Source organism: Pseudomonas sp. GW821-FHT01D09, assembly GCF_059422465.1.
This window is the reverse complement of the sequence record NZ_JBWKWY010000008.1, coordinates 129,407-155,354: the sequence shown is the minus strand read 5'-3', so window position 1 is coordinate 155,354 and position 25,948 is coordinate 129,407. Positions and strand designations below refer to the sequence as shown.

The following is a 25,948-nucleotide window of genomic DNA, read 5'->3' as shown; positions in this document are numbered from 1 at the left end:
TCTAGCCTTGGAAACAGGCGTCTTGCCTACTGTCATAATTGACAGTTCAACCACTGGGAACGCACATAATCGACCAACGGTGCACGGTTCCGGCACTGAATCGGCCCATAAAAAACGCCCGCACAAGGCGGGCATCAGGTCACTCAGGAGGCGGTCACAACTGTCTGACCCGCAGATCATCAAGGCCGTAGTCGTTCCCATATCCAGTGGCAACATGGCTGTACAGCTCAAGTTTCACGGTCTGCGCTTGGGCAACAAACACCCCCTTGTACGTCAACCAATTCGTACCCGTGATCTCCACAGGTCCCACCAGCGTCTGCCCTGCAGCCAACAAAGAAAGTCTCGGCAGTGGACGCACTTCATTCATCCCTTTGATCAAGATGCTGAACTCATAGCGTGTATTGACCTTAAGACCCGTGACATTCTTCCACAGGACAACCCCCTCTGATTTATCGGTATACGTATTGTTGAGCAAATACGGATTGGATCCGGTTCTATCAATCTGTAAGTCTCGCGGGTCAGAGGCTGCCGGGCCCCGCATCCAGCCATTCCAGTCATCACGATCAAAAGTGGTCAAATCATCAAAAACTGTTTTTACCAGCAACACCAGTGGCAAGAACTGCACTGCGTCACTTTCACGGGTACTGCCATCGGCCGTCACCTTGCAGGTAAACGTCAACTGGCTGTCATCCTTGAGTAACTCAAGCTCGACTCGCCTCAAAACATCTTTCAAACCGGCAGTGAGCTCGCCTGCCGTCACCTCTTTACCCAGGTAAATATTGAAGTGGTAAGGGCTGCCATCCTTGCGCGTCCCGGTCCCCCGTAGCCACACCTTCTGACCTGGCAAGATAAACCACCAGGGCTCAACCCTGATGTCCGCATCCCCAGTAAAGGTGCGCAAATCCAGGATGCCATTGGTCGCCTGTGGCACCACCGGCGTCGGCAAACGCACCGGCACACTGATTTGCAAATCAAGGTCCGCAGAAGTCGCCACTTTGCACAGGCTGGTGACGGTGTAGTGGATCTTTACCGTCTTGCCGCTCCCATGGATCACCGCTTCCCGGGGAATATGGAAATCCACGTATTGCGGGTCGTTATTGCCTGGCTTAGACATCAGCGGCAGGCATGTACCGTCCGAGCGTTTCCAGCACACGCTGATCCCATGGCTGGCACTCATGCGCTCATACGCTACCCGTACCGTCACACCCTCCCGGCCGTTGTACACCGTCAGTTGGGAACCCACCGCTTCGCGCACCGTTGGGGCGTTGAGCACCAGGTCTTCCTGGACAACCTCCAGGCTCAACACGGGGAATGTCTGCGCACTGCCCCGGTCCAACCGGCCGTTGAAATTCACCGCAAAATGCACCTGGAGATCACTGCAATCGGCCAGTGCCTGCAACGCCAGGCGCGGCAGCTGCGCACTGACACCACTGGCCAGCCACTCTTCGGTGACCGGCTCACCTTCCAACACCTCAAAGCGGTAGGGGCTGCCATCTTCCTCCTCGCCTGTGATCCACATCCAGCACGCTTGCCCCAAGGCCATATAGTCCCATACCACCACCAAGGCAGTGGCATCGCCGCTAAACGTATTGAGGTCCAAAACATTACCGGTTGATTGCTCCACCCTTGGCGTCGGCAAGCCACTGAGACCTAAAACCTCGACCTCCCTCGCAGGCGATTGCCACTCACTGCCATCGCAGCGCATCACGCGGTAGGCCAGCAGGATGGGCTGGTTGAAATTGGCACTGATGGCAGAAGGCGGCACCCAAAATTCAAGACTGGCCTCATCCGCCACCTGCTGACACTCCAACACTGGCGACCCCGACCCTGGCGTGCCGATAACCGTTGGGCACACCCGGTCCCCTGGACACATAAACTCGTAGGCCACCTGAAGATGTGCGCCGTCTACCGTGTTCACCGGGTTGAGTACCCAGCCGTCGGCGCCGCAGTCCACGGACTCGACCAGATGGGGCGCGGTCAGTGCCAGATGGGGTTCGGTGAGCAACGTCGTAACAAGGCCCGGAAACCCAATGTAAGTAGGATTCGGACCCGTACTGGGGCGAAACGCTACATAAAAATACGCATACAGTTCACTGCCATGCTTGAGCGCTGCCAGATCGGCTCGAGGCAGAGCCCTACTCCAGCCATTACGCACTTCGTCCGCCGTGACCGCCTCGTTACGGTAGTAAGTACGCCTGAATCGCGAACCGTCGATATATTCCCCAGCAACATAAAGCTCGACCACATTGGTCGTGGCGATAAATGCCCAAGGCTCGACATGGATAACCGGGTCATCGCAGCACAGTAGAGCCAGATCCAGAACGTCCTTGTGCATGCCTAAAAAGAGTGGGGAAGGTGCATTCGAGGGCCGATCAATGACAACGGCCCCTGCCGCCGAAGGGGGATACGCCTGGCCATCTACCGTTACGATGTAAGAGAACGAGATGGGGGCAATGCTGATGTTTATCCCCACGTATTGCGCAGGAATCACAAAATCGACAAACCCGGCCTCGACTCCATCCTGAGCGCTGACAGGAGCGTACTCCCCACCAGAGATAGGCCAACGGACCGTAATCCGGTGACTCGGAGTCATCTCCTCATAGCGGACCCGAATGGTAGCTCCCGCCACCAATTTCAGCGAATCGACTTTCAGTGCTCCCTCAGCCTCAACGAGGATGGGGGCAGGCAGCTCAAGAGGTGGCAATGTACCTGACATAATGAAAACTCCTTTTCAATGGCCGTTTTGCCAGAGGCTTAAGCCTTACGCCCCATTGGCACTGGCCTAGCAAACGCCCAAAAAAAGTAATTTTCTACTGTCAGAATTCACAGTTTGCATGGAAAAGTGGCGCCGCTGCCTGCTCAGCACAGCAGCCCCACTCCTGCTTAGAGTCCCTCCAGCTCCGCCATCAAATCACTCAACCGGTCCACCGTGCCGGCACTGATCTCATGGGCCGCCAAGCCCTCGATATAGCTCGCCAGCTCGGCCACCGTGCTGCACTCGAACATCGCCCGCAGCGGTACATCCTGTTGCAGGCTCTTCTGCACCCGCGAGGCGATTTGTGTGGCCAGCAACGAATGCCCACCCAGCTCGAAGAAGTTATCCAGCACGCCCACCTGCCCGACCTTCAGGACCTCGGCCCAGATCGTGGCCAGGGTCTGCTCCAGTTCGCTGCGCGGCGCCAGGTAGTCCTGGCTGTGCAGTTGGCCGATCTCCAGGGCCGGCAGGGCCTTGCGGTCGAGCTTGCCGTTGGCGTTCAGCGGCAGGCGCTCGAGCCACAACCAGTGCAACGGCACCATATACTCCGGCAACTCGCTGCGCAGGCGTTGCTTGATGCGGTCCAGGCGTTCGCCAGGGCTGAGGCTGGCGTCGCTGGCAACCAGATAGCCGACCAAGTGCTTGCCATTGGCCCCTTCCTGCACGCCGACGGCGGCATCGCGCACTTCGGGTTGTTCATGCAGGCGCGCCTCGATTTCACCCAGCTCGATGCGGTAACCGCGAATCTTCACCTGGTGGTCGATACGCCCGACGTACTCCAGCACCCCATCGCTGCGCCGCCGCGCCAGGTCGCCGGTGCGGTACAGACGCTCCCCGGGTGCGCCAAACGGGTCCGGCACAAACACCTGGGCGGTGCGCAGCGGATCGCTGACATACCCGCGCCCCACACCGGTGCCGGCCACGCACAACTCGCCCACCGCGCCTTGCGGCACCAACTCCAGCGCGCCATCAAGGAGGTACAGGCGGTTGTTGTCGGTCGGCGTGCCGATCGGTAGGTAGGTGCCACGGGTCGAGGCCAGGTCGACGCGGAAGAACGCCACGTCATCCGAGCATTCCGCCGGGCCGTAGGCATTGACCAGGCCAATGTCCGGGTAACGCAGCAGCCATTGGAGCGCCAGTTCCGGCGGCATTGCCTCACCGGTCGGCAGCATCCAGCGCAGGCCCTCCAGGCCGATGCGCTCCTGGGCAAGCATGCCCTGGATCAGCGACGGTACGCTTTCCAGCACGGTGATGCCCTGGGCCTGCACATGGGCCAGCAAGCCCTGCGGATCATGGGCGATGGTGTTGGGGACGATATCCACCCGCGCGCCAAACAACGGCGCGGCGAGGAACTGCCACACGGAAATATCAAAGCTCTGGGACGCGGTCTGGGCGATCACATCCTGCTCGCTCAGGTTCAGGTACGGCACCTTACTCAGTTGGTTGTTGAGCATGCCACGCTGCTCGACCATCACACCCTTGGGCAACCCGGTGGAGCCGGAGGTGTAGATCACATAGGCGAGGTTGTCCGGGCCGCTGTAGATCCCCGGATTGCTATCTGCGCCCACGATGTCTTCCCACACCAGCAACTTCGGCCGCGCGCCGCAGGCAAAGTCGTCGAGCAACACCTGCGCCTGTTCAAGGCAGGCCGCAGTGCACACCAGCAATGGCGTGCGGCTCAGGTCGATGATCCGGCTCAAGCGCTGGCTCGGCAGGCCGGGATCCAGCGGCAAGTAACCGGCACCGGCCTTGAAGCTGCCGATGATCATGCCCAGCAGGTCCAGGCCACGCTCGGCCAGCAGCGCCACCGGCTGGTCCAGGCCGACACCCGCCGCGACCAGGGCATGGCCCAGGCGGTTGCTGCGCTGGTTCAGCTCGGCATAGGTCCATTGCTGCTCCAGGCAACTGGCGGCGATGCGCTGCGGATGCTGCGCCACTTGCGCCTCGAACAGTTCGACGTAGCTGCGCTCAAGCGGGTACTCATGGGCGCTCTGGTTGCAAGCGTGCACCAGGAACTCGCGTTCCTGCGCGCCCATCAGCGGCAGGTCGGCCATCTCGCCATGGAAGCCCTGCACCAGCGCCAGCAGCAGGCGCTTGAACTCGGCGAGCATGCCCTGCACGGTGCTTTCATCGAAATAACGCTGGTCATAGGACAGGTGCAGCCCCAGGTCATCGCCCGGGTAGCACACCGCCGTCAGCGGGAAGTTGGTGTGGGTGCGGCCCGAGTCCGAGGTGGCGTTCAGGCTTTGCGCACGGTCCAGCACCGAGACTTCTACCGGGGCATTTTCAAACACGAACAGGCTGTCGAACAGCGGCTGGCCCTTGGGCAGCTCGCTGTGTTCCTGGATGGTCACCAGCGGCAGGTACTCGTACTCGCGCAGTTGCATATTGCTGTCGAGCAAGGCGCTCAACCACTGGCGCACGCTGCACGGCTGATCGTCCTCGGGCACCTTGACCCGCAGGGCGATGCTGTTGATAAACAGGCCGACCGTGCGCTGCATCTGCGGCATGTCCACCGGGCGCCCGGCCACGGTGACGCCGAACAGCACGTCACGCTCGCCGCTCAAGCGCCGCAGCACCAGGGCCCATGCGGCCTGGGCGAAGGTATTGACGGTCAGTTGATGAGCCTGGGCCAGCTCGCGCAATTGCGCGCCATCGCGCGAATCCAGACGGGTATAGCAATCGCCTACGACCATGCCGCCACTGTGGCCGGCGTGTTCGCGCAGGAATGGCCGGTCGCTGGGGATCGGCGTGGTGCGCTCAAAGCCTTGCAGGTTCTGTTGCCACCACTGCCGCGCCTCGGCCAGGTTCTGGCGTTGCAGCCAGGCGATGTAGTCGCGATAGCGTGGCGGCGCGGCCAGTTGTGCCTCGCGGCCCTCCCCCAGGGCCATGTAAATCTCGAAGAAGTCATTCATCAACAACGAGCGGCACCAGGCATCGATCAGGATGTGGTGGTTGCTCATCATGAACCAGTAGCGGGCCTCGCCGACGCGGATCAGGCGCAGGTGGAACGGCGCCTGGTTGAGCAGATCGAAACCGGCCTCGCGCTCGCTTTTGAGCAGGGCTTGCAAGCGTGGCTCCTGTTGCTCGGCCGGGGTGCCGGTCCAGTCCAGGTATTCAATCGGCGTGCTGCCGGGCTTGTGGATCACCTGCAACATCGCTTCGCCGACATTCCAGCAGAACGACGCGCGCAAGGCTTCATGCCGGGCGATCACGGCTTTCCAGGCCAGGGCAAAACGCTCGGGGTTGAGCTCGCTGTGGATGCGGTAGCGGTCCTGCATGTAATACAGGCCGGTGCCCGGTTCCAGCAGGGTGTGCAACAGCAGGCCTTCCTGCATGGGCGTCAGCGGGTACACGTCCTCGATGGCGCTGGCCGGCACCGGCAGTGCATCCAGTTGCGCCTGGGTCAGGTGCGCCAAGGGGAAGTCGGACGGCGTCAGGCCACCGGCATCCTCATGTAGGCAGTGGGCGATCAGGCTGTGCAATTCGTCCAGGTAGGCGTCGGCCAGTTCGCTGATGGTCTGGCGCTCGTGGCGTTCACGGCTGAAGGTCCAGCGCAGCACCAGTTCGCCACCGTACACCTGGCTGTCCACACTCAGGGCGTTGGGCAGCGGCGCATCCGGGTCATGGGCTGGGCCGGCAGACGTTTCCAGTGGGTGGAACAGCGCCTGGCTGTCGAAGCTCTGGTCGAACTGCCCGAGGTAGTTGAACGTAATCGAAGCGCTCGGCAACGCCGCCATGGCCTGGCGACAAGGGCTGTCGGCCAGGTAGCGCAGCACGCCATAGCCCAGGCCCTTGTGCGGGACGGCGCGCAATTGTTCCTTGATCGCCTTGATCGACGCGCCCGGCCCGGCCTCCAGTGGTGTCAGGCGCAGTGGGTAGGCGCTGGTGAACCACCCGACACTGCGGGTCAGGTCGATCTCATCGAACAGGGCTTCGCGGCCATGGCCTTCCAGTTGGATCAGGGTCGATGCGTGCCCGCTCCAGCGGCACAGTACGCGGGCCAATGCCGTCAACAACAGGTCGTTGACCTGGGTGCGGTAGGCGCTCGGCGCCTGTTGCAGCAATTGGCGGGTGCGCTCGGCATCCAGGCGCACGCTGACGGTCTCGGCGTCGCGATGACGCAGGCTGCCGTGCGCCCGGTCCACCGGTAGCGCCACCGCCGGGCCGGCCAACTGTTGCTGCCACAGGCTCAGTTCTTCGCGCAGGGATTCGCTGCTGGCATAGGCCTGCAAACGGGCGGCCCAGTCGCGCACGGCACTGGTCTTGGCCGGCAGGCTGACCGCCTGGCCGTCGCTCAGTTGGCGATAGACGTTTTGCAGGTCTTCCAGCAAGACACGCCAGGACACGCCATCCACCACCAGGTGATGGATGGCGATCAGCAAGCGTTGCTGGCCAAGCGGCCCGTCCACCAGCAAAGCGCGCAACAGCGGGCCGTGCTCCAGGTCGAGGCTGCGCTGGGCATCGGCGAACAACGCCTCGCACTGCGCCATATCCGCCACCTGGGCCAGCCACAACACGCCGCCCTCCGGCACCGCCAGATGCTCGGCGTGCCATTGCGCGTCGCGCTGGGTGAAGCCCAGGCGCAAGGCGTCGTGGTGTTCCAGCACGGCCAACAGCGCCTGCTCCAGGCGACGTGGATCGAGGGCCTGCACCGGTGCCAGCACCAAGGCCTGGTTCCAGTGCTGGCGCGCCGGGATCTCGCTGTCGAAGAACCAGTGCTGGATTGGCGTCATGCCCGAAGGGCCGGTCAATACACCTTGCTCGGCAGTGATCTGCTCACTGCGCGTGGCCACTGCGGCCAGGGCCTGCACGCTCTGGTGCTGGAACAGGTCGCGAGGGCTGAAATGAATCCCCGCCTGGCGCGCCCGGCTGACCACCTGGATCGACAGGATAGAATCGCCACCCAGCTCAAAGAAGTTATCGTGCAGCCCGACCTGCCGCACATTGAGCACCGCACACCAGATCGCGGCCAGGCTCAGCTCCAGCGCATTGCTCGGCGCCACGTACGCTTGCCGATTGGCCTCGGGGTCCGGCTGCGGCAAGGCGCGGCGGTCGAGCTTGCCGTTGGCGGTCAGCGGCATGCTGTCGAGCACCATCAGGTGCGCGGGCACCATATAGTCCGGCAGTTGCGCCTTCAGGTGGCTCTTGAGTGCCTCGCGCAAGGCGCCATGATCGCTGGCAGCGCTGACCAGGTACGCCGCCAGTTGCTTGCCACCCGGCGTGTCCAGGGCCAGGACCACGGCTTCGCGTACCGCCTCGTGTTCCAGCAGGCGGGTTTCGATCTCGCCCAGTTCGATACGGAAACCACGGATTTTCACCTGATGATCGATGCGCCCCAGGTACTCCACCAGGCCATCGGCGCGCTGGCGCACCAGGTCGCCGGTGCGATAGAGACGCCCGCCATCGGCATAGGGGTCGGCCACAAAACGTTCGGCGGTCATGCCCGGACGCTGGTGATAACCCTGGGCCAGGCCGGCGCCGCCCACGTACAGCTCGCCGGTCGCGCCCTGGGGCACCAGCGCCAGGTCGGCATCCAGAATATAGGCAACCCGGGCGCCGATGATGCTGCCGATCGGCACACTGCCGGCGCCCTCCTCCAGCACCTGCGGCGCCAGGCTGGCCAGGGGCATGACCACGGTTTCGGTCGGTCCATAGGCATTGAAGAACAGCGCTGGCTGAAACGCCGCACGGATACGCGCCAAATGCTCGCCGGTCAGGGCTTCGCCGCCGGTAATGCACATGCGCACCGGCAAGGTCTGGTGTTGCGTGGCCAGCCACTGCGCCAACTGGCTGCCATAGCTGGGGGTAAAGCCGAGGATATTGATGCGGTGCTCACGGATCAGCCCGCAGATTTCTTCGGCATCCCATTGACCCTGGGCGCGCAATACCACCTGCGCGCCACTGAGCAACGGCACCAGCAGGCGCTCGGTGGCGGCGTCGAAGTTGATCGAATAGAAGTGCAGCTCACAATCGTCGGGGCGCATGCCAAAGCGCTCGATCACCGCCTGGCAATGCATGGCGATTTCACCGTGGGACACCACCACGCCCTTGGGCTTGCCGGTGGAGCCGGAGGTGTAGATCAGGTACGCCTGGTGCTGCGCCAGGCTGATCGTCGGCAGGTCGCTGGCCGGGTAGTTGGCCAGCGCCGGCAGGTCATCTTCCAGGCACCAGCCACTGACGCTGGCGGGCAACTCGCCCAGGGCCTTGAACATCGCCCCATCGCTGAGCAGCAGGCCGATGCCGCTGTCTTCGATCATGTAGTGCAGGCGGTCCAGGGGGTATTCCGGGTCCAGCGGCACATAGGCGCCACCGGCCTTGAGGATCGCCAGCAGGCCAATGACCATTTCCAGTGAGCGCGGCAGCGCCAGGCCGACCCGCACCTGCGGGCCCACCCCACGCTCGCGCAGCATCCAGGCCAGGCGATTGGCACGGCGGTCCAGCTCGCGGTAGCTCAGGGTCTGCCCGGCAAAGGTCAATGCCGGGGCATCGCCACGGGCCTGGACCTGTTGGCTGAACAGCTGATGGATGCACTGGTCGAGACGGTGCTCGCCAGCCTCAAGGCCGAGGCTGTCTTGCAGTGCACGCTGTTCATCGACGTGCAACAGCGGCAGTTCGCTCAAGCGCTGTTGCGGGTCGGCGATCAACGCCTCCAGCAGGTTGCACCAATGGGCGGCCATGCGCGCAATGCGCGGCTCGTCGAACAGGTCGGTACTGTAGGTCAGGCAGCAACCCAGGCGATGGTCGAGGTCGGTGACTTCCAGGTTGAGGTCGAACTTGGTGGCGCGCGCATCGTTGGCCAGGTATTCGACGGTCATCCCGGCCAGTTGCCGGCTTTGCTGGAACTCCCAGCGCTGCACGTTGCACATCACCTGGAACAGCGGGTTGTACGCGGCGCTGCGCGGCGGTTGCAGGGCTTCCACCAGGTGGTCGAACGGCAGGTCCTGATGGGACTGGCCTTCGATCACGGTGTGACGCACCTGCTCCAACAGCTCAGCGACGCGCATCTGCCCGTCGAGCTGGCAACGCAGCACCTGGGTGTTGAGGAAGGCGCCGATCAGCCCTTCGCTTTCCGGGCGAATACGGTTGGCCACTGGCGCGCCGATGCGCAGGTCGGTCTGGCCGCTGTAGCGGTAGAGCAGCGTCGCCAGGGTCGCGGTCATGGTCATGAACAGGGTCAGGCCCTGCTCGGCATTGAAGGCGCGCACCTTGGCGGCGAGTTCATCGCCAAGGTCAAAACGGTACAGCTCGCCCTGGTGACTTTGCACCGCCGGGCGTGGCCGATCGCTGGGCAGTTCCAGCAATGGATGCTCGTTGCCCAGTTGCGTGGTCCAGTAGTCGAGCTGGCGCTGGCGCTCACCGGCCTCCAGCCATTGGCGCTGCCACACGCTGTAGTCCAGGTACTGCACCGGCAGCGGTTCCAGGGGCGATTCGCGCTCATCGATAAAGGCTTCGTACAGCGCGCTGAGTTCACGGGCAAAGATGTCCATGGCCCAGCCTTCGGTGACGATATGGTGCAGGGTCAGCACCAGGTAGTGCTCCTGCTCGCCGGCCTTGACCAGGCAGGCGCGCAGCAACGGCCCGGTTTCCAGGTTGAAGGGGCTGTGGGCTTGCTGGTCAGCCAGTTGCTGCAAGCGTACTTGCCGTTCAGCCTCGTGCAGCGCCGAAAAATCCTGCCAGCTCATGCGTACGCTGCTTTGCGCGGCAACGTTCTGCCGGGCCACGCCATCGACACTCGGGAAGGTGGTGCGCAGGGTTTCGTGGCGCATGATCAAGGCTTGCAACGCCGCCTCGAAACGCCCCACATCCAGCACCCCGCGCAAGCGCGCCATGCCGCCGACGTTATAGGCCGGGCTGTCTGGCTCCATTTGCCAGAGGAACCACATGCGCTGCTGGGAATAGGACAGCGGCACCGGCTGGCGGCGATCCACCTTGCCGATCGCGGTCTGCTGGTTGCGTTGGCCACTGGCCTGGATCAGCCGCACTTGCTCGACGAAATCCCCCAGCTCACTGGCTTCAAACAAGGTGCGCAGCGCCAGCTCCACATCACAGGCCTGGCGTGTGCGGGAGATGATTTGCGTGGCCAGCAGCGAATGGCCGCCAAGGGCAAAGAAGTCGTCACGCAGGCCGATACGCGGCACGCCCAGCACCGTGCGCCAGATCCCGGCGATCTGCTGTTGCAGGGCGGTCTGCGGTTCGACATGTTCACGCACCTGCCACACCGGTTCCGGCAAGGCACGCCGGTCCACTTTGCCGCTGGGGCCCAGGGGCATGACGTCGAGGCGGATCAGTTGCGCCGGCACCATGTACTCCGGCAACTCGGCGGCCAGGGCGGCTTTCACGTCCTGCTCATCCAACTTGCCGCTGGCGGTGTAGTAACCGATCAACTGGGCACCGCCGGCGGTGTCGCGGATCAGCACCAGGGCCTGGGCGATACCGGCCTGGGCCAGCAACCGCGCCTGGATTTCTTCCGGTTCCACACGAAAGCCACGCAACTTGACCTGCTGATCCAGGCGCCCGAGGTACTCCAGCACCCCGTCGGCCGTCCAGCGCACGCGGTCGCCGGTGCGGTACAGGCGTGCGCCCGCCGCGCCCAGGGGGTCGGCGACAAAACGCTCGGCGGTCAACCCGGCACGCCCCAGATAACCGCGGGCCAGGCCGATCCCGCCGATGCACAGTTCCCCCGGCACCCCAGCGGGCAACAGGTTGAATTGCGCGTCCAGCACCCGGCCAATCACATTGCCCAATGGGCGGCCAATCGGCGAGCGTTCGCCGTCGGCGCGCTGGCAGTGCCAATGGGTGACGTTGATCGCGGTTTCGGTGGGCCCATAGCGGTTGTGCAACTGCACCATTGGCAGTAGCGCCAGGAGTCGATTGCGCAATTGGGCGGGCAAGGCTTCGCCACCGGAGAACACCCGGCGCAGGCTGGTACATTCGCCCGCCAGGGGTTCATCGACAAACAGTTGCAACAGCGGCGGCACAAAATGCAGGGTGGTCACCCCATGCGCCTGCACCAGTTGCGCAATCCGATGGGGGTCGCGATGCTCGCCGGGGCCGGCCAGGACCAGGCGACACCCGCTGATCAGCGGCCAGAAGCACTCCCACACCGACACGTCGAAACTGATCGGTGCCTTTTGCAGCAGCACATCGCTTGCATCCAACTGATAGGTGGCCTGCATCCACTGCAAGCGCTCGGCCAGGGCGCCATGGGTATTGCCCACGCCCTTGGGCTGGCCAGTGGAGCCGGAGGTGTAGATCACATAGGCGAGGTTGTCGGCATTGAGGTGCAGGCCCGGGGCCTGGGTCGGCCAGCTGTCGAGCTTGAGGCTGTCCATGGCGATCACCGACACGCTCTCGGCCGCCGGCAACTGTTGCAACAGATGGGTCTGGGTCAGCAGCAATTGCACGCCACTGTCGGCCAGCATGTAGGCCAGGCGCTCGGCCGGGTAGTCCGGGTCCAGCGGCACATAGGCGCCGCCGGCCTTGAGGATCGCCAACAAGCCGATCAGCAGTTGCGGCGAGCGCTCGGCGGCAATCGCCACGCACACGTCCGGGCCGACGCCTTTGTCGCGCAGGTAATGGGCCAGGCGGTTGGCCTGGGTGTGCAGTTGGGCGAAGGTCAGGCTGGCATCGTGCCAGACCAGGGCGGTGCGCTCGTCGCTATAGTGGTTGAGTTGCTCCGGCACCAGGCGCTGCGCCGGTGCGCAGGGGGCTTCGCCCCAGTGGCGTTGCTCGACGTACTCGTTGGCGTTCAGCAGCGGGATATCGCCCAGGGCTTGCTGCGGTTGCGCGCAGACGGCCTGCAACAGGCTGACCAAATGCGCGGCCAGACGTTGGATAGTACGGGCGTCGAACAGTTCGTCAGCGTAGTCGAATGACAGGCTCAGGCGCCCGTGGCGGTCTTCTTCGCTGTGCAGCTGCAGGTCGAACTTGGCCTCGCGGCTGTGCCATGGCAGCTCTTCGGCGAGCAGGCCCGGCAGGCGGCGCAAGGCGCCCAGGTCGCGTTGCTGATGGTTGAACAGCACCTGGAACAGGCCTTGCTCGCGGGCCTGTGGGAAAGCTTCCAACAATTGCTCGAAGGGCAAGTCCTGATGGGCCTGGGCCTCGGTGGCCGCCAGGCGGGTCGCCGCCAGCAGTTCGCTGAAGGGCTGGCGCGGGTCCACCTCGGCGCGCATGACCAGGGTATTGATAAAGAAGCCGATCAGGCCCTGGGTTTCCTGGCGCCCACGGTTGGCATTGGGCACGCCGATGCGGATATCGCGCTGGCCGCTGTAGCGGTGCAACAGGCATTGGAATGCCGTCAGCAACAGCACGAAGGGGGTGGCCTGGTGGGCCTGGGCGGTCTGGCGGATCGCTTCGCCGAGGCCCGCCTCCAGGCGCAGGCTGTAGCGTGCGGCACTGTGGCGTTGTTGGGCCGAGCGCGGATGGTCGGTGGCCAGGCTCAAGGTCGGATGTTCGTCGCCCAACTGTTGCTTCCAGTAATCCAACTGGCGCTGGCCTTCACCCTCGGCCAGCCATTGGCGCTGCCAACTGCCGTAGTCGGCGTACTGCACGGCCAGGGCCGGCAACTCGACGGCCTGGCCCTGGGACGCGGCGGCATAGAGGCGCGAAAATTCGTCGATCAATACATTCAGCGACCAGCCGTCGGCAATGATGTGGTGCAGGGTCACCAGCAACTGGTGGTCTTCATCGTCCAGGCGCAACAGGGTGACCCACAGCAGCGGGCCTTGTTCCAGGTCGAATACGGTACGTGCCTCGTCCTCGCGGATCTGTGTGGCGCGAGCTTCACGCTCGGCCACGGGCAGGTCGCGCAGGTCGATGACTTGCACGGCAAATTCACGCTGGGCATCGACGCGCTGGTAGCCCTGGCCGTCACGCTCATAGAACCGCGTACGCAGCGCTTCGTGGCGCTGGATCAGTTGCGCGAAGCTTGCATGCAGCGCGTCTTCGTCCAGCTCGCCACGCAGGCGCAGGGCACCGGGGATGGTGTAGGCGCTGCTCTGCGGGTCCAATTGCCAGGTGATCCACAGGCGGTTTTGCGCCAGGGACTGCGGCATCTCCTGCTGGCGTGACAAGGCGCTGATTGCGCCCTGGGCCACACCCCCGTCCTGCTGCAATTGCCCGATGCCGGCAGCGAAATCGGCCAGCACCGGCGCCTCGAACAACAGGCGCAGGTTGAGTTCCAGGCCCAGGGTTTCGCGCAGGCGGGCGACCACCTGGGTGGCGCTGATGGAGTTGCCACCAAGCAAGAAGAAATGGTCATCGCCAGCCACTTGCGCCACCTGCAGCTGTTCACACCAGATCGCCGCAATCTGCTGTTGCAGTGCTGATTGCAGGCCCTCCTCGCCGGCCTGCCCGCCCTGTTCGGGGAACTGCGCGTAGCTGTCGAGGCTGCCATCGGCCAGGCGGGTGCGGCAGGCCGAACGCTGGAGCTTGCCACTGGAGGTTTTCGGCAACGCGCCGGGGTTGAGCAGCAGCACCACGCACGGCGCCTCTTGATAGGCCTCGGCCACCGCCTGGCGAATGGCTTTGATCAGGGCTTCGGGCGGCAGGATCTTCTGTACGCTGCGGCTGATTTCTGCGGCGATACCGATGCCTTCCAGGCCCTGGTCGTTCACTGCAAAGGCCGCGACACGACCCTTGCGCACCACTTCCACTTCGCGTTCGACGGTTTGCTCGATGTCCTGCGGGTACAGGTTGTGGCCACGCACAATCAGCAGGTCTTTCAGGCGCCCGGTGATAAACACCTCGCCGTCGCGCATAAAGCCCAGGTCCCCGGTGCGCAACCAGGTGCGCCCGGCGTGCTGCACAAACGTCTTGGCGGTGGCTTCGGGGTTGCGCCAGTAGCCGTGGGCAATGCTCGGACCGGTGGCCCAGAGTTCGCCGACGCAGTTGTCGGCCAGTTCAGCCAGGGTCTGCGGTTCGACGATCAGCACCCCATGCTCGGGCTGGCGGGTGCCGCAGCTCATGATCGCACTGCCCTGCCCTGGCTCGGCCCGGTTGGCGGCCAGCGCCTGCTCGTCCACACGCAACGCCGGGATACCCTGGCCACGGGTGCCGCCAGCGACAAACAGGGTCGCCTCGGCCAGGCCATAGGAGGCAAAGAAGTTGTTCGGGGTAAAACCACAGCAGGCGAATTTTTCGGCGAAGCGCTCCAGGGTGTCGAGGCGGATCGGCTCGGAGCCGGAATAGGCCACGCGCCAATGGCTCAGGTCCAGGCGCTCCAGGGCCGAGTCGCTGACCCGCTCGCTGCACAGGCGGTAGGCGAAGTCCGGGCCGCCGCTGATGGTCCCGCGGTATTGGCTGATCGCTTCCAGCCAGCGCAGGGGCCGGCCAAGGAAGTACGCCGGCGACATCAACACACACGGCACGCCGCTGAAGATCGGTTGCAGCAGGCCACCGATCAGGCCCATGTCGTGGTACAGCGGCAGCCAGCTGACAATCACGTCATCGGGGTTGAGGTCGATGCCAAACCCGCGGCGGATCAGCAGTTCGTTGGCCACCAGGTTGCCGTGGGTGACTTGCACGCCCTTGGGCAAGGCCGTGGAGCCGGAGGTGTATTGCAGGAAGGCGATATCGTTGTCCTGCAGGTTTGGCGCGACCCAATCAGCGGCAATTTCGCTGTGCAGTTCATCCACGCAGAGCAACGGCGGCGCTTGCTCGATCTGCCCCAGGGCATCGCGTAAACCGCTGCTGGTCAGTAACAGCCTGGGCTCGGCATCGGCGATGATCGACAGCAAGCGCTCCTGGTGATGCCGGCGGGTGGACTCCGGCGGATAGGCCGGCACCGCGATCACCCCGGCATACAGGCAGCCAAAGAACGCCGCGACATAATCCGGGCCGCTGGGGAACAGCAACACCGCACGCTCGCCCAGGCCGGCCGAGGCCTGCAAGGCGGAGGCAATGGTGCGGGCGCGCAGGTCCAGGTCACGGTAGCTGAGCACCACACTGTCATCGGCGGACTCGGCCAAAAAGCGCAGGGCCACCTGGTCCGGGGTCTGCGCGGCACGGCGCTGGAGGGACTGGACCAGGGTGCGGGGAAGTTCGAGGGCGTCCATCATGAGGGGTTCCTGCCTGCAATCGGCTTACGGGGAAATCGGGGATAGGGGGCGTGTCGCGGCGTATTCAGCCGGTCGCCTGCCGCGCAGGGCCATGGTGCCAGCGGGTCGATGGGCTCATCTCAGACACCCCTGCCTGGAACGCCGGGTTCTCGCGATACAAACGCATGTCGTCCTCCTCTGGGTGCACATCCATGGCCGGCGTGTTGGCGGGCCTGTCACCAATGAGAACGGATGGCCCGGCAAAATAATTACTCGGCAGGCCAAGGTCCGCAGACAAAGAGAAGTGCCTCACCGTTTGCATTTCGGTATAAGATTAGTTCCGCTTCTCATTTGACAATCATTATCATTAAGCATAATTTGTTGCCCGATGTGTAGGAGGCCTCAGCAGGGATGCCCTCCACTAACCTTATTTGCAGCAAGGTGATTTCCATGACGGAACAAGTATCCACAAGCAGGTGCGATTCACCGTTACTCCAGGCGTTTGTCGATAACCGCCTGATCCTGGTCAAGATCGCAGCGCGCATCACCGGCTGCCGTTCCCGTGCCGAAGACGTGGTGCAGGACGCCTACTTCCGGTTGCAATCGGCCCCGCAGATCACCTCATCGTTCAAGGCGCAACTGAGCTACCTGTTCCAGATCGTGCGTAACCTGGCTATCGACCACTACCGTAAACAGGCCCTGGAACTGAAATACTCCGGGACGGAAGAGGAAGGCTTGAATGTGGTTATTCATGGCGCTTCACCGGAAACCTCGCACATCAATTTCTCCACCCTGGAAAACATCGCCGACGCCCTGACCGAGCTGCCCCAGCGCACGCGCTACGCGTTCGAGATGTACCGCCTGCATGGCGTGCCGCAAAAGGACATTGCCAAGGAACTGGGCGTGTCGCCGACCCTGGTCAACTTTATGATCCGTGATGCGCTGGTGCACTGCCGCAAGGTTTCGGGGACCCATAGCGATACGTTTGCCCGACGGGTCTAACCACCATGGGCATAAGCTTGTGTGGGGGCCAGCTCCCACACAAATCCCACTTTTGATCTGTGTTGCCCTGTAGCGCTCAGACCAACCCGCACCGCTCAAAAAACCGCTCCCGCCCCAGAATCATCAGCGCCGCGCGCTTGTGGGGGAAATCGAATTCCTTCTCGCAGTGGAAGCACTGGTTCTGCATATGCCCGATCATCCTGGCATTGTCAGCCCTGGGCTCCGCCACCACCCGCTGGGTGCGCGGGTCGTCGAGGAACAGGTAGTGCACCAGCGCCGACAGCCAACTGGCAACCTTGTGCGGCCCACGATGATGCTCCTCGCCCACCAGCATATGGATGCCCCGGTCGTAGTCGCCCACCTCATAGAACGGCGCGATGCGATCCTCCTTGGCCCAGTACGCCTCGAAATAGGCAAAGGGCTCGTCGTCGAAACAGCCGATCAGGGTCAGGGTGTGCGGGTCGGCGTCCAGCTTCTGCAGATAGTCCCGGTGTTGCTCCAGGCTGCCGCTTTCCTGCCAGAAATTGGCGACCCGCGCACTGTTCTGCCAGCGATTGAAGCGGGCCAGGTCTACATCGATCTCCAGTGTGCGCAGTGAGATCCACGCGCCCAGGCGGATGTCGAAACGTCGATAGACTTCCCCCCGCGGCTTGGGCGCGCGCGCCGGATGGCGCTTGCCCGTGCTGATGATCATCTGCTGCGGATAAGCCTCATTCGACGGCAGGCCCAGCCACGGTTGTGGCAATTGCCAGAACAGGGTGCGCTCGCAACGCAACTGCCCCGCCACGTCCGTGGCCAGCAGCAGGCCGCTGCGCAGGGCCTCATCCGGGGTATGTTCAAGGTGCCAGAAGAGTTGCTGGCGCTCAGGCTCCCGGGCAAACAGCCAGTAAGCCGCAGCCCACAAGGCCTGCACCGACGGCACCTCACCGGGGTTTTGCAAATGCAGGTGCAACGCTTCGCCGCGCGCAAGGCGCAGGCGCACCAGCGGCTGGCCGGCGAGGGTCAGGGTCAGGCGGCCATCGCTTTCGTCTGCGTTCAGGGTAGGCCCTGCCGGGAGTGGCAGGGCTGACAAGTCTTGGGGATTGGGCATGGAGGAGGCTCACGGTAATCGTCGACAGTTAGACGAAGTGACGTGAACCAGCCGCAAAAATTTAAGCCGGCGTTGCCGCCATCAGGGCGCGTCAGCGACCGGCAGCACATCGATGCGGTAGGGCTCGAAGATCTTCAACAGCTCGCCGCTGTCGCGCAGGCCCTTGAGCAGTGCGGCAAATGCCGGGCCGCTGATCGGCGCCTTGGGGCGCAGCAACGCGTAGTGGTGGTAGACCTGGTCAATGCGCTCCGACACCAGGAACTGCCCAGCCGTGTCGGCATTGCGCACCATAAAGTCACTGAGGTAGGAGCGCGTCACCAGGGCAATATCCGCGCGCCCCCGGGTGACCATCAGCAAGTTGCTGTCATGGGAATAGGTCAACGTGGCGTTGAACTGCGCGGCCATGGCCTTGGGGTCGGGGTTGAAGTTGGCAAAGGCGTAGTGATAACCGCTGAACACCGCCAGGCGCTTGCCCTTGAGCTCGGCGAAATACCCCTGGTCACGACCGGCCTGGCGCTGGGCGACGAAAATCTCGGCGTCCTCCAGGCCCATGTCGACACTGGTATGGGGGATGCCCTGCCAGCCCCACTGCGGGTTCTCGAAGATGGCCATGTCGACCCGGCCCTGCTCGAAATCACGAAAGCGCCGAGGGATGGAGGTGGGCACCAGCACGAACTGGTAGTCACTCTGCGCACGGTTCAGCGCCTCCAGCAGTTGCGGTAGCAATCCGGTGTCGGCGCCCTGTTCCGGGCGCACGGTATACGGAGGAAAATGCGCGGCACCGATCCGCACCAATTGAGCCGCCGAAACCTGCGCCTGCCACAAAGTGCCCATCGCCAACACTGTAAGTCCTGCAGCCAGCCGCCATGGCGAAAACATCAGGCACGCACCGTTCAAAATCTGGATCTCGCTAAGCTAGGCGTTTTTGTCCCCAGAGACAACTTTCTACCCGACAATTTAATGGCCTGCGCTCCAGGCCTAATCGGCCTTGAGCACCAGTAACAACGCTTCCTCGGCCAACTGTTCGAGGGTCATGCTGCCCTCGGCGCGGAACCAGGTGGTGGTCCACGACAGTGCCCCGGTCAGGAAACGCCGGGTGATAAACACATCGCCCTTGATATAACCCGCCTGCTTGGCCTCGCCCAGCACCTGCAACCAGATCTCTTCGTAGACATCGCGCAACGCCAGCACCTGGGCCTGGCCCTCTGCCGACAGCGAGCGCCATTCATACACCAGCACGGCCATGGCTTCGCCGCTGCCGCCCATGATCGACTGCAATTCGCAGCGAATCAGCGCCAGCACCCGCTCGCGCACATTGCTCGCCTCGGCCAGGGAGGCGCGCATCATCGCGGTGTTGTAATGGATAGTTTCTTCCATCACCGCCCGCAGGATTTCGTCCTTGCTCTTGAAATGGTGAAAAATGCTGCCGGACTGGATCCCCACCGCACTGGCCAGGTCACGCACGGTGGTGCGTTCAAACCCCTTGTTGCGAAACAGGTGAGCTGCGGTCTGCAGCAGCTTGCCCCGGGCACTGTCAGGGTCGGTCAGTTGCCCGCCGTCCACCATGGTGCGCATCACCTCCAGGGCTTTTTGCTCATCCATGCTGCTCTCCTCAACTACTTTGATTGCGTCGTGGCCGGCAATTTAGGCCGTGACAGCCACCCAAGCAAGCGCTTGGGCATAAGTTGTGTTCATAGTTTACAAACCAAGCGCTTGCTTGGTAGTCTCGACCCAGCGATTTTCCAAAGAAGGGCTTCCCATGGACAAGACCGTTCGTATCGGCTGCGCCAGTGCATTCTGGGGCGACACCTGCACCGCCGCCGCGCAGTTGGTGCACGGCGGCACCCTGGATTACCTGGTGTTCGACTACCTGGCCGAAGTCACTATGTCGATCCTCGCCGGGGCGCGCCTGAAAGACCCCCAGGCCGGCTACGCCACGGATTTCGTCGAAGTGCTGGCGCCGCTGCTCGGCGATATCCAGCGCCAGGGCATCCGGGTGATCAGCAACGCCGGCGGCATCCACCCCCAGGCCTGCGCGGCGGCCTTGCAGGCCGCTTGCGACCAGGCCCAGGTGCCGCTGAAAATCGCCGTGGTGCTGGGCGATGACCTGCAACCACAGTTCAAGCAACTGCAGGGCATCCAGGATATGTTCAGTGGCGCGCCGTTGCCGGCGATGTGCGTGTCCACCAATGCCTACCTCGGTGCGCCGGGCATCGTCCAGGCCCTGCAACTGGGGGCCGATATCGTCATCACCGGACGCGTGGTGGACAGCGCGGTGGTCAGCGCGGCCCTGGTGCATGAGTTCAACTGGGCGTGGCAGGACTACGACCACCTGGCCCAGGCCGCACTGGCCGGGCATATCATCGAATGTGGCGCGCAGTGCACCGGCGGCAACTTCACCGATTGGCGCCAGGTGCCGGACTACGAGCACATCGGTTTCCCGATTGTCGAAGTCAGCGCCGACGGCCAGTTCACCGTCAGCAAAGCACCGGGCACGGGTGGGTTGATCAGCGAACTGAGCGTCGCCGAACAACTGCTGTATGAAATCGGCGACCCACGCGCCTATCTGCTGCCGGACGTGATCTGCGACTTCAGCCAGGTCACGCTGACCCAGCAGGGCACGGACCGGGTGCACCTGCGCGGCGCCAAAGGGCAGGCACCGACCGACCAGTACAAAGTCAGTGCCACCTACCCCGACGGCTTTCGCTGCACCGCCAGCTGCCTGCTGGCCGGTATCGATGCGTGGGCCAAGGCCGAACGGGTCAGCCAGGCGATCATCAACAAGACTTCAGAACTGTTCAGCCAGCGCGGCTGGGCGCCCTACACCGAGGTCAATATCGAGTTGCTCGGCAGCGAAGCCACCTACGGCGCCCACGCCCGACGCGAGGACTGCCGCGAAGTGGTGCTCAAGCTCGCGGTGCGCCACCCAAGCAAACAGGCACTGGTGCTGTTCGCCCGGGAAATCGCCCAGGCGGCCACCGGCATGGCACCGGGCCTGACCGGTATTGTCGGCGGCAGGCCCACGGTGTATCCACTGATCCGCCTGTTTTCGTTCCTGATCGATAAGCGCGCCTGCAACCTGAGCGTGGACTTCCTGGGCCAGTCCCACCCCTGCGAACTGCCAGCCCCGGCCGCCCCGAGCACGCCCCGCGCGCCCCTCGACCCGCCCAGGCCCGAAGGCCGCGCCGAGGCCAGCGTGCCCCTGGTGAAGCTGGCTGTGGCGCGCTCCGGTGACAAGGGCAATCACAGCAATATCGGGGTGATCGCGCGCCGGCCCGAATACCTGCCATGGATTGCCGAGGCACTGACCCCGCAAGTGATCGCCGACTGGATGCGCCATGTACTCGACCCACTGCACGGGCGCGTCGAACGCTGGTACCTGCCCGGCAGCCACAGCCTCAACTTCCTCCTGGAAAACGCCCTGGGCGGCGGCGGTATCGCCAGCCTGCGCATCGACCCGCAAGGCAAGGCCTTCGCCCAGCAACTGCTGGAAATACCGATTGCCGTGCCCCGCCACCTCGCTGATCAACTCAACTAAAGGACTCACACCGTGGCCTTCGACTCGATCTTCAAAGCCGACCTGTTCCAGGGGCAGACCCTTATCGTCACCGGCGGCGGCAGCGGTATTGGCCGTTGCACCGCCCATGAACTGGCGGCGCTGGGCGCCCATGTGGTGCTGGTGGGGCGCAAGCCGGAAAAGCTGCAACAGGTCGCCCAGGAAATCAGCGAGGACGGCGGCCGCGCCAGTTGGCAGGCCTGTGATATTCGCGATGAAGAGGCGGTGAAGGTGCTGGTCAGCCAGGTCATCGAAGCACACGGGCCGATCCACGGCCTGGTCAACAATGCCGGCGGCCAATACCCCTCGCCCCTGGCCTCGATCAATCAAAAAGGTTTTGAAACCGTGTTGCGCACCAATCTGGTGGGCGGTTTCCTGATGGCGCGGGAAGTGTTCAATCAGTCGATGAGCAAGCACGGCGGCGCCATCGTCAATATGCTCGCCGACATGTGGGGCGGCATGCCCGGCATGGGCCACTCGGGCGCGGCGCGCGCGGGGATGGACAATTTCACCAAGACTGCCGCGTTCGAGTGGGGTTATGCCGGGGTGCGGGTCAACGCGGTGGCGCCGGGCTGGATCGCCTCCAGTGGCATGGACACCTACGAAGGCGCGTTCAAAGCGGTGATCCCGACCCTGCGCGAGCATGTGCCCCTCAAGCGCATTGGCACCGAATCGGAAGTCAGCGCGGCGATTGTGTTTTTGCTCAGCCCCGCCGCTGCGTTCATCAGCGGCAGCACCTTGCGCATCGACGGTGCCGCCAGCCTCGGCAGCCGCGCCTGGCCGCTGCACAAGGCCCAGCCGCCGAGCCCATCGTTCAATGGTTTTCACCGCGCCTACCTGCCGGATGTGCTCAAGGAGGGCCAATAAGCCATGCCCGTCATCGACTCCCTGCTCGACCCCCACAGCCCGCAGTTCGCCCAGAACCGCGAAGCCATGCTCACCGCCATCAATCACCTGCGCCAACTGGAACAGAACCTGCTGGACAAGGCCGCCGAGGCCAAGGGCAAGTTCGACAAGCGCGGCCAACTGCTGCCCCGCGAGCGCCTCAACCTGTTGCTCGACCCCGGCGCACCCTTCCTCGAACTGGCGAGCCTGGCCGGCTACAAGCTGCATGACGACAAGGACGGCAGCGCCGCCGGGGGCGGTCTGATTGCCGGTATCGGTTATGTCAGCGGCGTGCGCATGCTGGTGGTGGCCAATAACAGCGCAATCAAGGGCGGGACGATTTCCCCCAGCGGCCTGAAAAAATCCCTGCGCCTGCAACAGATCGCCATGGAAAACAAACTGCCGGTGGTGACCCTGGCCGAAAGCGGCGGCGCCAATCTTAATTACGCGGCGGAGATTTTCGTCGAAGGCGCGCGCAGCTTTGCCAACCAGGCGCGGATGTCGGCCATGGGCCTGCCGCAGATCACCGTGGTGCACGGCTCGGCCACCGCCGGCGGTGCCTATCAGCCGGGGCTGTCGGATTACGTGGTGGTGGTGCGTGGCAAAGCCAAGCTGTTCCTCGCCGGCCCACCGCTGCTCAAGGCGGCCACCGGCGAAGTGGCGACGGATGAGGAGCTGGGCGGCGCCCAAATGCATGCGCAAACCGCCGGCACCGCCGAATACCTTGCCGAAAATGATGCTGATGGCGTGCGCATCGTGCGCGAGATTGTCAGCCTATTGCCGTGGGACGACCGGCTGCCGCCTGCACCGGTACGGGCCTACGCCGAGCCGCTGTATCCGATTGAGGAACTGCTGGGTTTGATCCCCGATGATCCGAAAAAACCCTATGACGTGCGGGAAATCATTGCGCGGATCGCCGATGCCTCCAACTTCCTGGAGTTCAAGGGCGAGTTCGACCCCCACACCGTCTGCGGCCACTTGCAGATCCAGGGCCGCGCCTGCGGGTTTATCGGCAACAACGGGCCGATCACGCCCAAGGGCGCGAGCAAGGCGGCGCAGTTTATCCAGCTGTGCGACCAGAGCCAGACGCCGCTGCTGTTTTTCCACAACACCACCGGGTTTATGGTGGGCACCGAATCCGAACAACAAGGCGTGATCAAGCACGGCGCGAAGATGATCCAGGCGGTGGCCAATGCCCGCGTGCCCAAGCTCACCGTGGTGGTTGGCGGCTCCTACGGCGCCGGCAACTATGCGATGTGCGGCCGGGGCCTGGACCCGCGCTTTATCTTCGCCTGGCCCAACAGCCGCACCGCCGTGATGGGCGGTGCCCAGGCCGGCAAGGTGCTGCGCATTGTCACCGAGGCCAAGCAACTGAAGGACGGCCTGGTGCCCGACCCCAAGGTGCTCGACATGCTCGAACAGGTCACCGCACAGAAACTCGACAGCCAGTCCACGGCCCTGTATGGCAGCGCCAACCTGTGGGACGACGGGCTGATTGACCCCCGGGACACCCGCACGCTGCTGGGCTACCTGCTGGATATCTGCCAGCAGGCCCAGGTGCGCCAACTGCAACCCAACAGCTTCGGCGCCGCGCGCTTTTAACGAGCAGGAGAACAATAAAAATGATCATCACCCAGGAACACGAAGAGCTGCGTCGTACCGTGCGCAACTTTGTCGAACGCGAGATCAACCCCTACGTCGACGAGTGGGAAAAAGCCGGGCGCTTCCCGATCCACGAGATTTTCCGCAAGGCCGGCGACCTCGGCCTGCTGGGTATTTCCAAGCCGGAGCAATTCGGCGGCATGGGCCTGGACTACAGCTACTCGATTGTCGCCGCCGAAGAGTTCGGCAGCATCCGCTGCGGCGGCATCCCGATGGCCATCGGCGTGCAGACCGATATGTGCACCCCGGCCCTCGCGCGTTTTGGCTCCGATGAGCTGCGCGACGAGTTTCTGCGCCCGGCCATCAGCGGCGAACAAGTGGGCTGCATCGGCGTTTCGGAAACCGGCGCCGGCTCCGACGTGGCCGGCCTGAAGACCCATGCGCGCAAGGATGGCGACGACTACGTGATCAACGGCAGCAAGATGTGGATCACCAACGCCCCCAGCGCCGACTTTATCTGCCTGCTGGTCAACACCTCGGACGGCAAGCCGCACATCAACAAGTCGCTGATCATGGTGCCGATGAACACCCCGGGGGTCAGCGTCAGCCCGCCCCTGGAAAAACTCGGCATGCGCAGCTCGGAAACCGCCCAGGTGTTTTTCGATGATGTGCGCGTACCCCAGCGCAACCGCATCGGCCACGAGGGCGCGGGGTTCATGATGCAGATGCTGCAATTCCAGGAAGAGCGGCTGTTTGGCGCGGCCAATATGATCAAGGGCCTGGAGGCCTGCATCGACAGCACGATCGAATACTGCAAGGAGCGCCAGACCTTCGGCAAGGCGCTGATCGACAACCAGGTGATCCACTTCCGCCTGGCCGAACTGTCCACCGAGGTCGAATGCCTGCGGGCGCTGGTCTACCAGGCCACCGAGCAATACATCAAGGGCCAGGACGTGACGCGGCTGGCCTCGATGGCCAAGCTCAAGGCCGGGCGCCTGGGCCGCGAAGTCAGCGACAGCTGCCTGCAATACTGGGGCGGCATGGGCTTTATGTGGGACAACCCGGTAGCCCGTGCCTATCGCGATGTGCGCCTGGTGTCGATTGGCGGCGGCGCCGACGAAATCATGCTGGGGATCATCTGCAAACTGATGGGCACGCTGCCGGGGAAAAGGTCGTGAACGCCGGTGAAACCCTGCTGCTGGAACCGCATAACGGCGTGCTGCACATCACCCTCAACCGCCCGCAGCACCGCAATGCCATGAGCGTGCAGATGGTCAGCGAACTGCGCGCCGTGCTGGCAGACGTGGCGCGTGACGAGCAACTGCGGGCGCTGGTGATCAGTGGTGCCGGCGGGCACTTCTGTGCGGGCGGCGATGTAAAGGACCTGAGCCGTGCGGGCAGCCGCCAGGGCTTGCGTGATTTGAACCGGGTGTTTGGCGCGCTGCTGCAAGAAGTCGAAGCCTTGCCGCAAGTGGTGATTGTGCTGTTGCAAGGCGCGGTGCTGGGCGGTGGGTTTGGCCTGGCGTGTGTCAGCGACATCGCCATTGCCGACCACCAGGCGCAATTCGGCCTGCCGGAAACCAGCCTCGGTGTGTTGCCGGCGCAGATTGCACCGTTTGTGGTGCGGCGTATCGGCCTGACCCAGGCCCGGCGCCTGGCGTTGACCGCGGCGCGGTTCGATGGGGTCGAGGCGCAGCGCCTGGGGGTGGTGCATTTTGTCGAGCCCGATCCCCAGGGGTTGGCGCAACGCCTGGATGAAGTGCTGGGGCAGGTATTGCGCTGTGCGCCCCAGGCCAGTGCGCGGACCAAGACGCTGTTGCTCCAGAGCCTGGATCAGCCGTTGGAACCGTTGCTGGACCAGGCTGCCGAGTGGTTTGCCGAGGCGGTGACCGGGGAAGAAGGCATTGAAGGGACGCGGGCGTTTGTCGAGAAGCGCAAGGCCCGGTGGGTGATTTGATCTTGAAAACACCAGCTCCCACACCAGCCCGCACCTACGCAACCCATCAAACAGGGAGCCA

Annotated in this window: 11 protein-coding genes; 6 read left to right on the top strand and 5 right to left on the bottom strand. The window is 63.8% G+C overall.

Annotation, left to right across the window (positions count from 1 at the left end):
• Positions 1-154: 154 nt before the first annotated feature.
• Positions 155-2,716: a hypothetical protein gene (locus AC07W7_RS11260; protein ID WP_495039324.1), complete on the bottom strand. Its 2,562-nt coding sequence runs from the start codon at positions 2,714-2,716 to the stop codon at positions 155-157.
• A gap of 167 nt (positions 2,717-2,883) precedes the next feature.
• Complete coding sequence (locus AC07W7_RS11255) at positions 2,884-15,816, bottom strand: non-ribosomal peptide synthetase (RefSeq protein WP_495039323.1); 12,933 nt, start codon at positions 15,814-15,816, stop codon at positions 2,884-2,886.
• Between the two features lie 429 nt (positions 15,817-16,245).
• Here AC07W7_RS11255 and AC07W7_RS11250 point away from each other — a divergent pair, with 429 nt between their 5' ends.
• Positions 16,246-16,797 (top strand): RNA polymerase factor sigma-70, encoded by a 552-nt coding sequence (locus AC07W7_RS11250; RefSeq protein ID WP_029298131.1) that lies wholly within the window; start codon positions 16,246-16,248, stop codon positions 16,795-16,797.
• 76 nt (positions 16,798-16,873) lie between these two features.
• Here the strand turns inward: AC07W7_RS11250 and AC07W7_RS11245 are convergent, their stop codons facing one another.
• The 3 genes from AC07W7_RS11245 to AC07W7_RS11235 form a co-directional block, all read right to left on the bottom strand.
• Positions 16,874-17,887 (bottom strand): GNAT family N-acetyltransferase, encoded by a 1,014-nt coding sequence (locus tag AC07W7_RS11245; protein ID WP_099170458.1) that lies wholly within the window; start codon positions 17,885-17,887, stop codon positions 16,874-16,876.
• Positions 17,888-17,968: 81 nt separating this feature from the next.
• Positions 17,969-18,766: a substrate-binding periplasmic protein gene (locus AC07W7_RS11240; RefSeq protein ID WP_099170459.1), complete on the bottom strand. Its 798-nt coding sequence runs from the start codon at positions 18,764-18,766 to the stop codon at positions 17,969-17,971.
• A 99-nt stretch (positions 18,767-18,865) separates the two neighbouring features.
• The gene (locus tag AC07W7_RS11235) at positions 18,866-19,489 is read right to left on the bottom strand and encodes a TetR/AcrR family transcriptional regulator (protein WP_099170460.1); all 624 of its coding nucleotides are present in this window, start codon (positions 19,487-19,489) and stop codon (positions 18,866-18,868) included.
• Positions 19,490-19,646: 157 nt separating this feature from the next.
• Between AC07W7_RS11235 and AC07W7_RS11230 the strand changes: the two genes are divergently transcribed.
• The 5 genes from AC07W7_RS11230 to AC07W7_RS11210 are packed head-to-tail and all read left to right on the top strand — an operon-like array spanning position 19,647 to position 25,887.
• Complete coding sequence (locus AC07W7_RS11230; protein WP_495039322.1) at positions 19,647-21,425, top strand: acyclic terpene utilization AtuA family protein; 1,779 nt, start codon at positions 19,647-19,649, stop codon at positions 21,423-21,425.
• 12 nt (positions 21,426-21,437) lie between these two features.
• Positions 21,438-22,310 (top strand): SDR family oxidoreductase, encoded by an 873-nt coding sequence (locus AC07W7_RS11225; RefSeq protein WP_169898070.1) that lies wholly within the window; start codon positions 21,438-21,440, stop codon positions 22,308-22,310.
• Positions 22,311-22,313: 3 nt separating this feature from the next.
• The gene (gene atuC / locus AC07W7_RS11220) at positions 22,314-23,930 is read left to right on the top strand and encodes a geranyl-CoA carboxylase subunit beta (protein ID WP_197883051.1); all 1,617 of its coding nucleotides are present in this window, start codon (positions 22,314-22,316) and stop codon (positions 23,928-23,930) included.
• 20 nt (positions 23,931-23,950) lie between these two features.
• Complete coding sequence (atuD, locus tag AC07W7_RS11215) at positions 23,951-25,108, top strand: citronellyl-CoA dehydrogenase (RefSeq protein WP_099170464.1); 1,158 nt, start codon at positions 23,951-23,953, stop codon at positions 25,106-25,108.
• A complete protein-coding gene (locus tag AC07W7_RS11210) occupies positions 25,105-25,887 on the top strand; it encodes an enoyl-CoA hydratase/isomerase family protein (RefSeq protein ID WP_495039321.1) in 783 nt (260 codons plus the stop codon). Before atuD ends, AC07W7_RS11210 begins: the two co-directional genes overlap by 4 nt.
• Positions 25,888-25,948 lie beyond the last annotated feature (61 nt).

Bases quoted from the DNA above. Each gene is read 5' to 3' on its own strand.
- AC07W7_RS11255 (WP_495039323.1), bottom strand. From the start codon at position 15,816: ATGATGGACGCCCTCGAACTTCCCCGCACCCTGGTCCAGTCCCTCCAG.
- AC07W7_RS11250 (WP_029298131.1), top strand. From the start codon at position 16,246: ATGACGGAACAAGTATCCACAAGCAGGTGCGATTCACCGTTACTCCAG.
- AC07W7_RS11245 (WP_099170458.1), bottom strand. From the start codon at position 17,887: ATGCCCAATCCCCAAGACTTGTCAGCCCTGCCACTCCCGGCAGGGCCT.
- atuD (WP_099170464.1), top strand. From the start codon at position 23,951: ATGATCATCACCCAGGAACACGAAGAGCTGCGTCGTACCGTGCGCAAC.
- AC07W7_RS11240 (WP_099170459.1), bottom strand. From the start codon at position 18,766: ATGTTTTCGCCATGGCGGCTGGCTGCAGGACTTACAGTGTTGGCGATG.
- AC07W7_RS11260 (WP_495039324.1), bottom strand. From the start codon at position 2,716: ATGTCAGGTACATTGCCACCTCTTGAGCTGCCTGCCCCCATCCTCGTT.
- AC07W7_RS11230 (WP_495039322.1), top strand. From the start codon at position 19,647: ATGGACAAGACCGTTCGTATCGGCTGCGCCAGTGCATTCTGGGGCGAC.
- AC07W7_RS11235 (WP_099170460.1), bottom strand. From the start codon at position 19,489: ATGGATGAGCAAAAAGCCCTGGAGGTGATGCGCACCATGGTGGACGGC.
- atuC (WP_197883051.1), top strand. From the start codon at position 22,314: ATGCCCGTCATCGACTCCCTGCTCGACCCCCACAGCCCGCAGTTCGCC.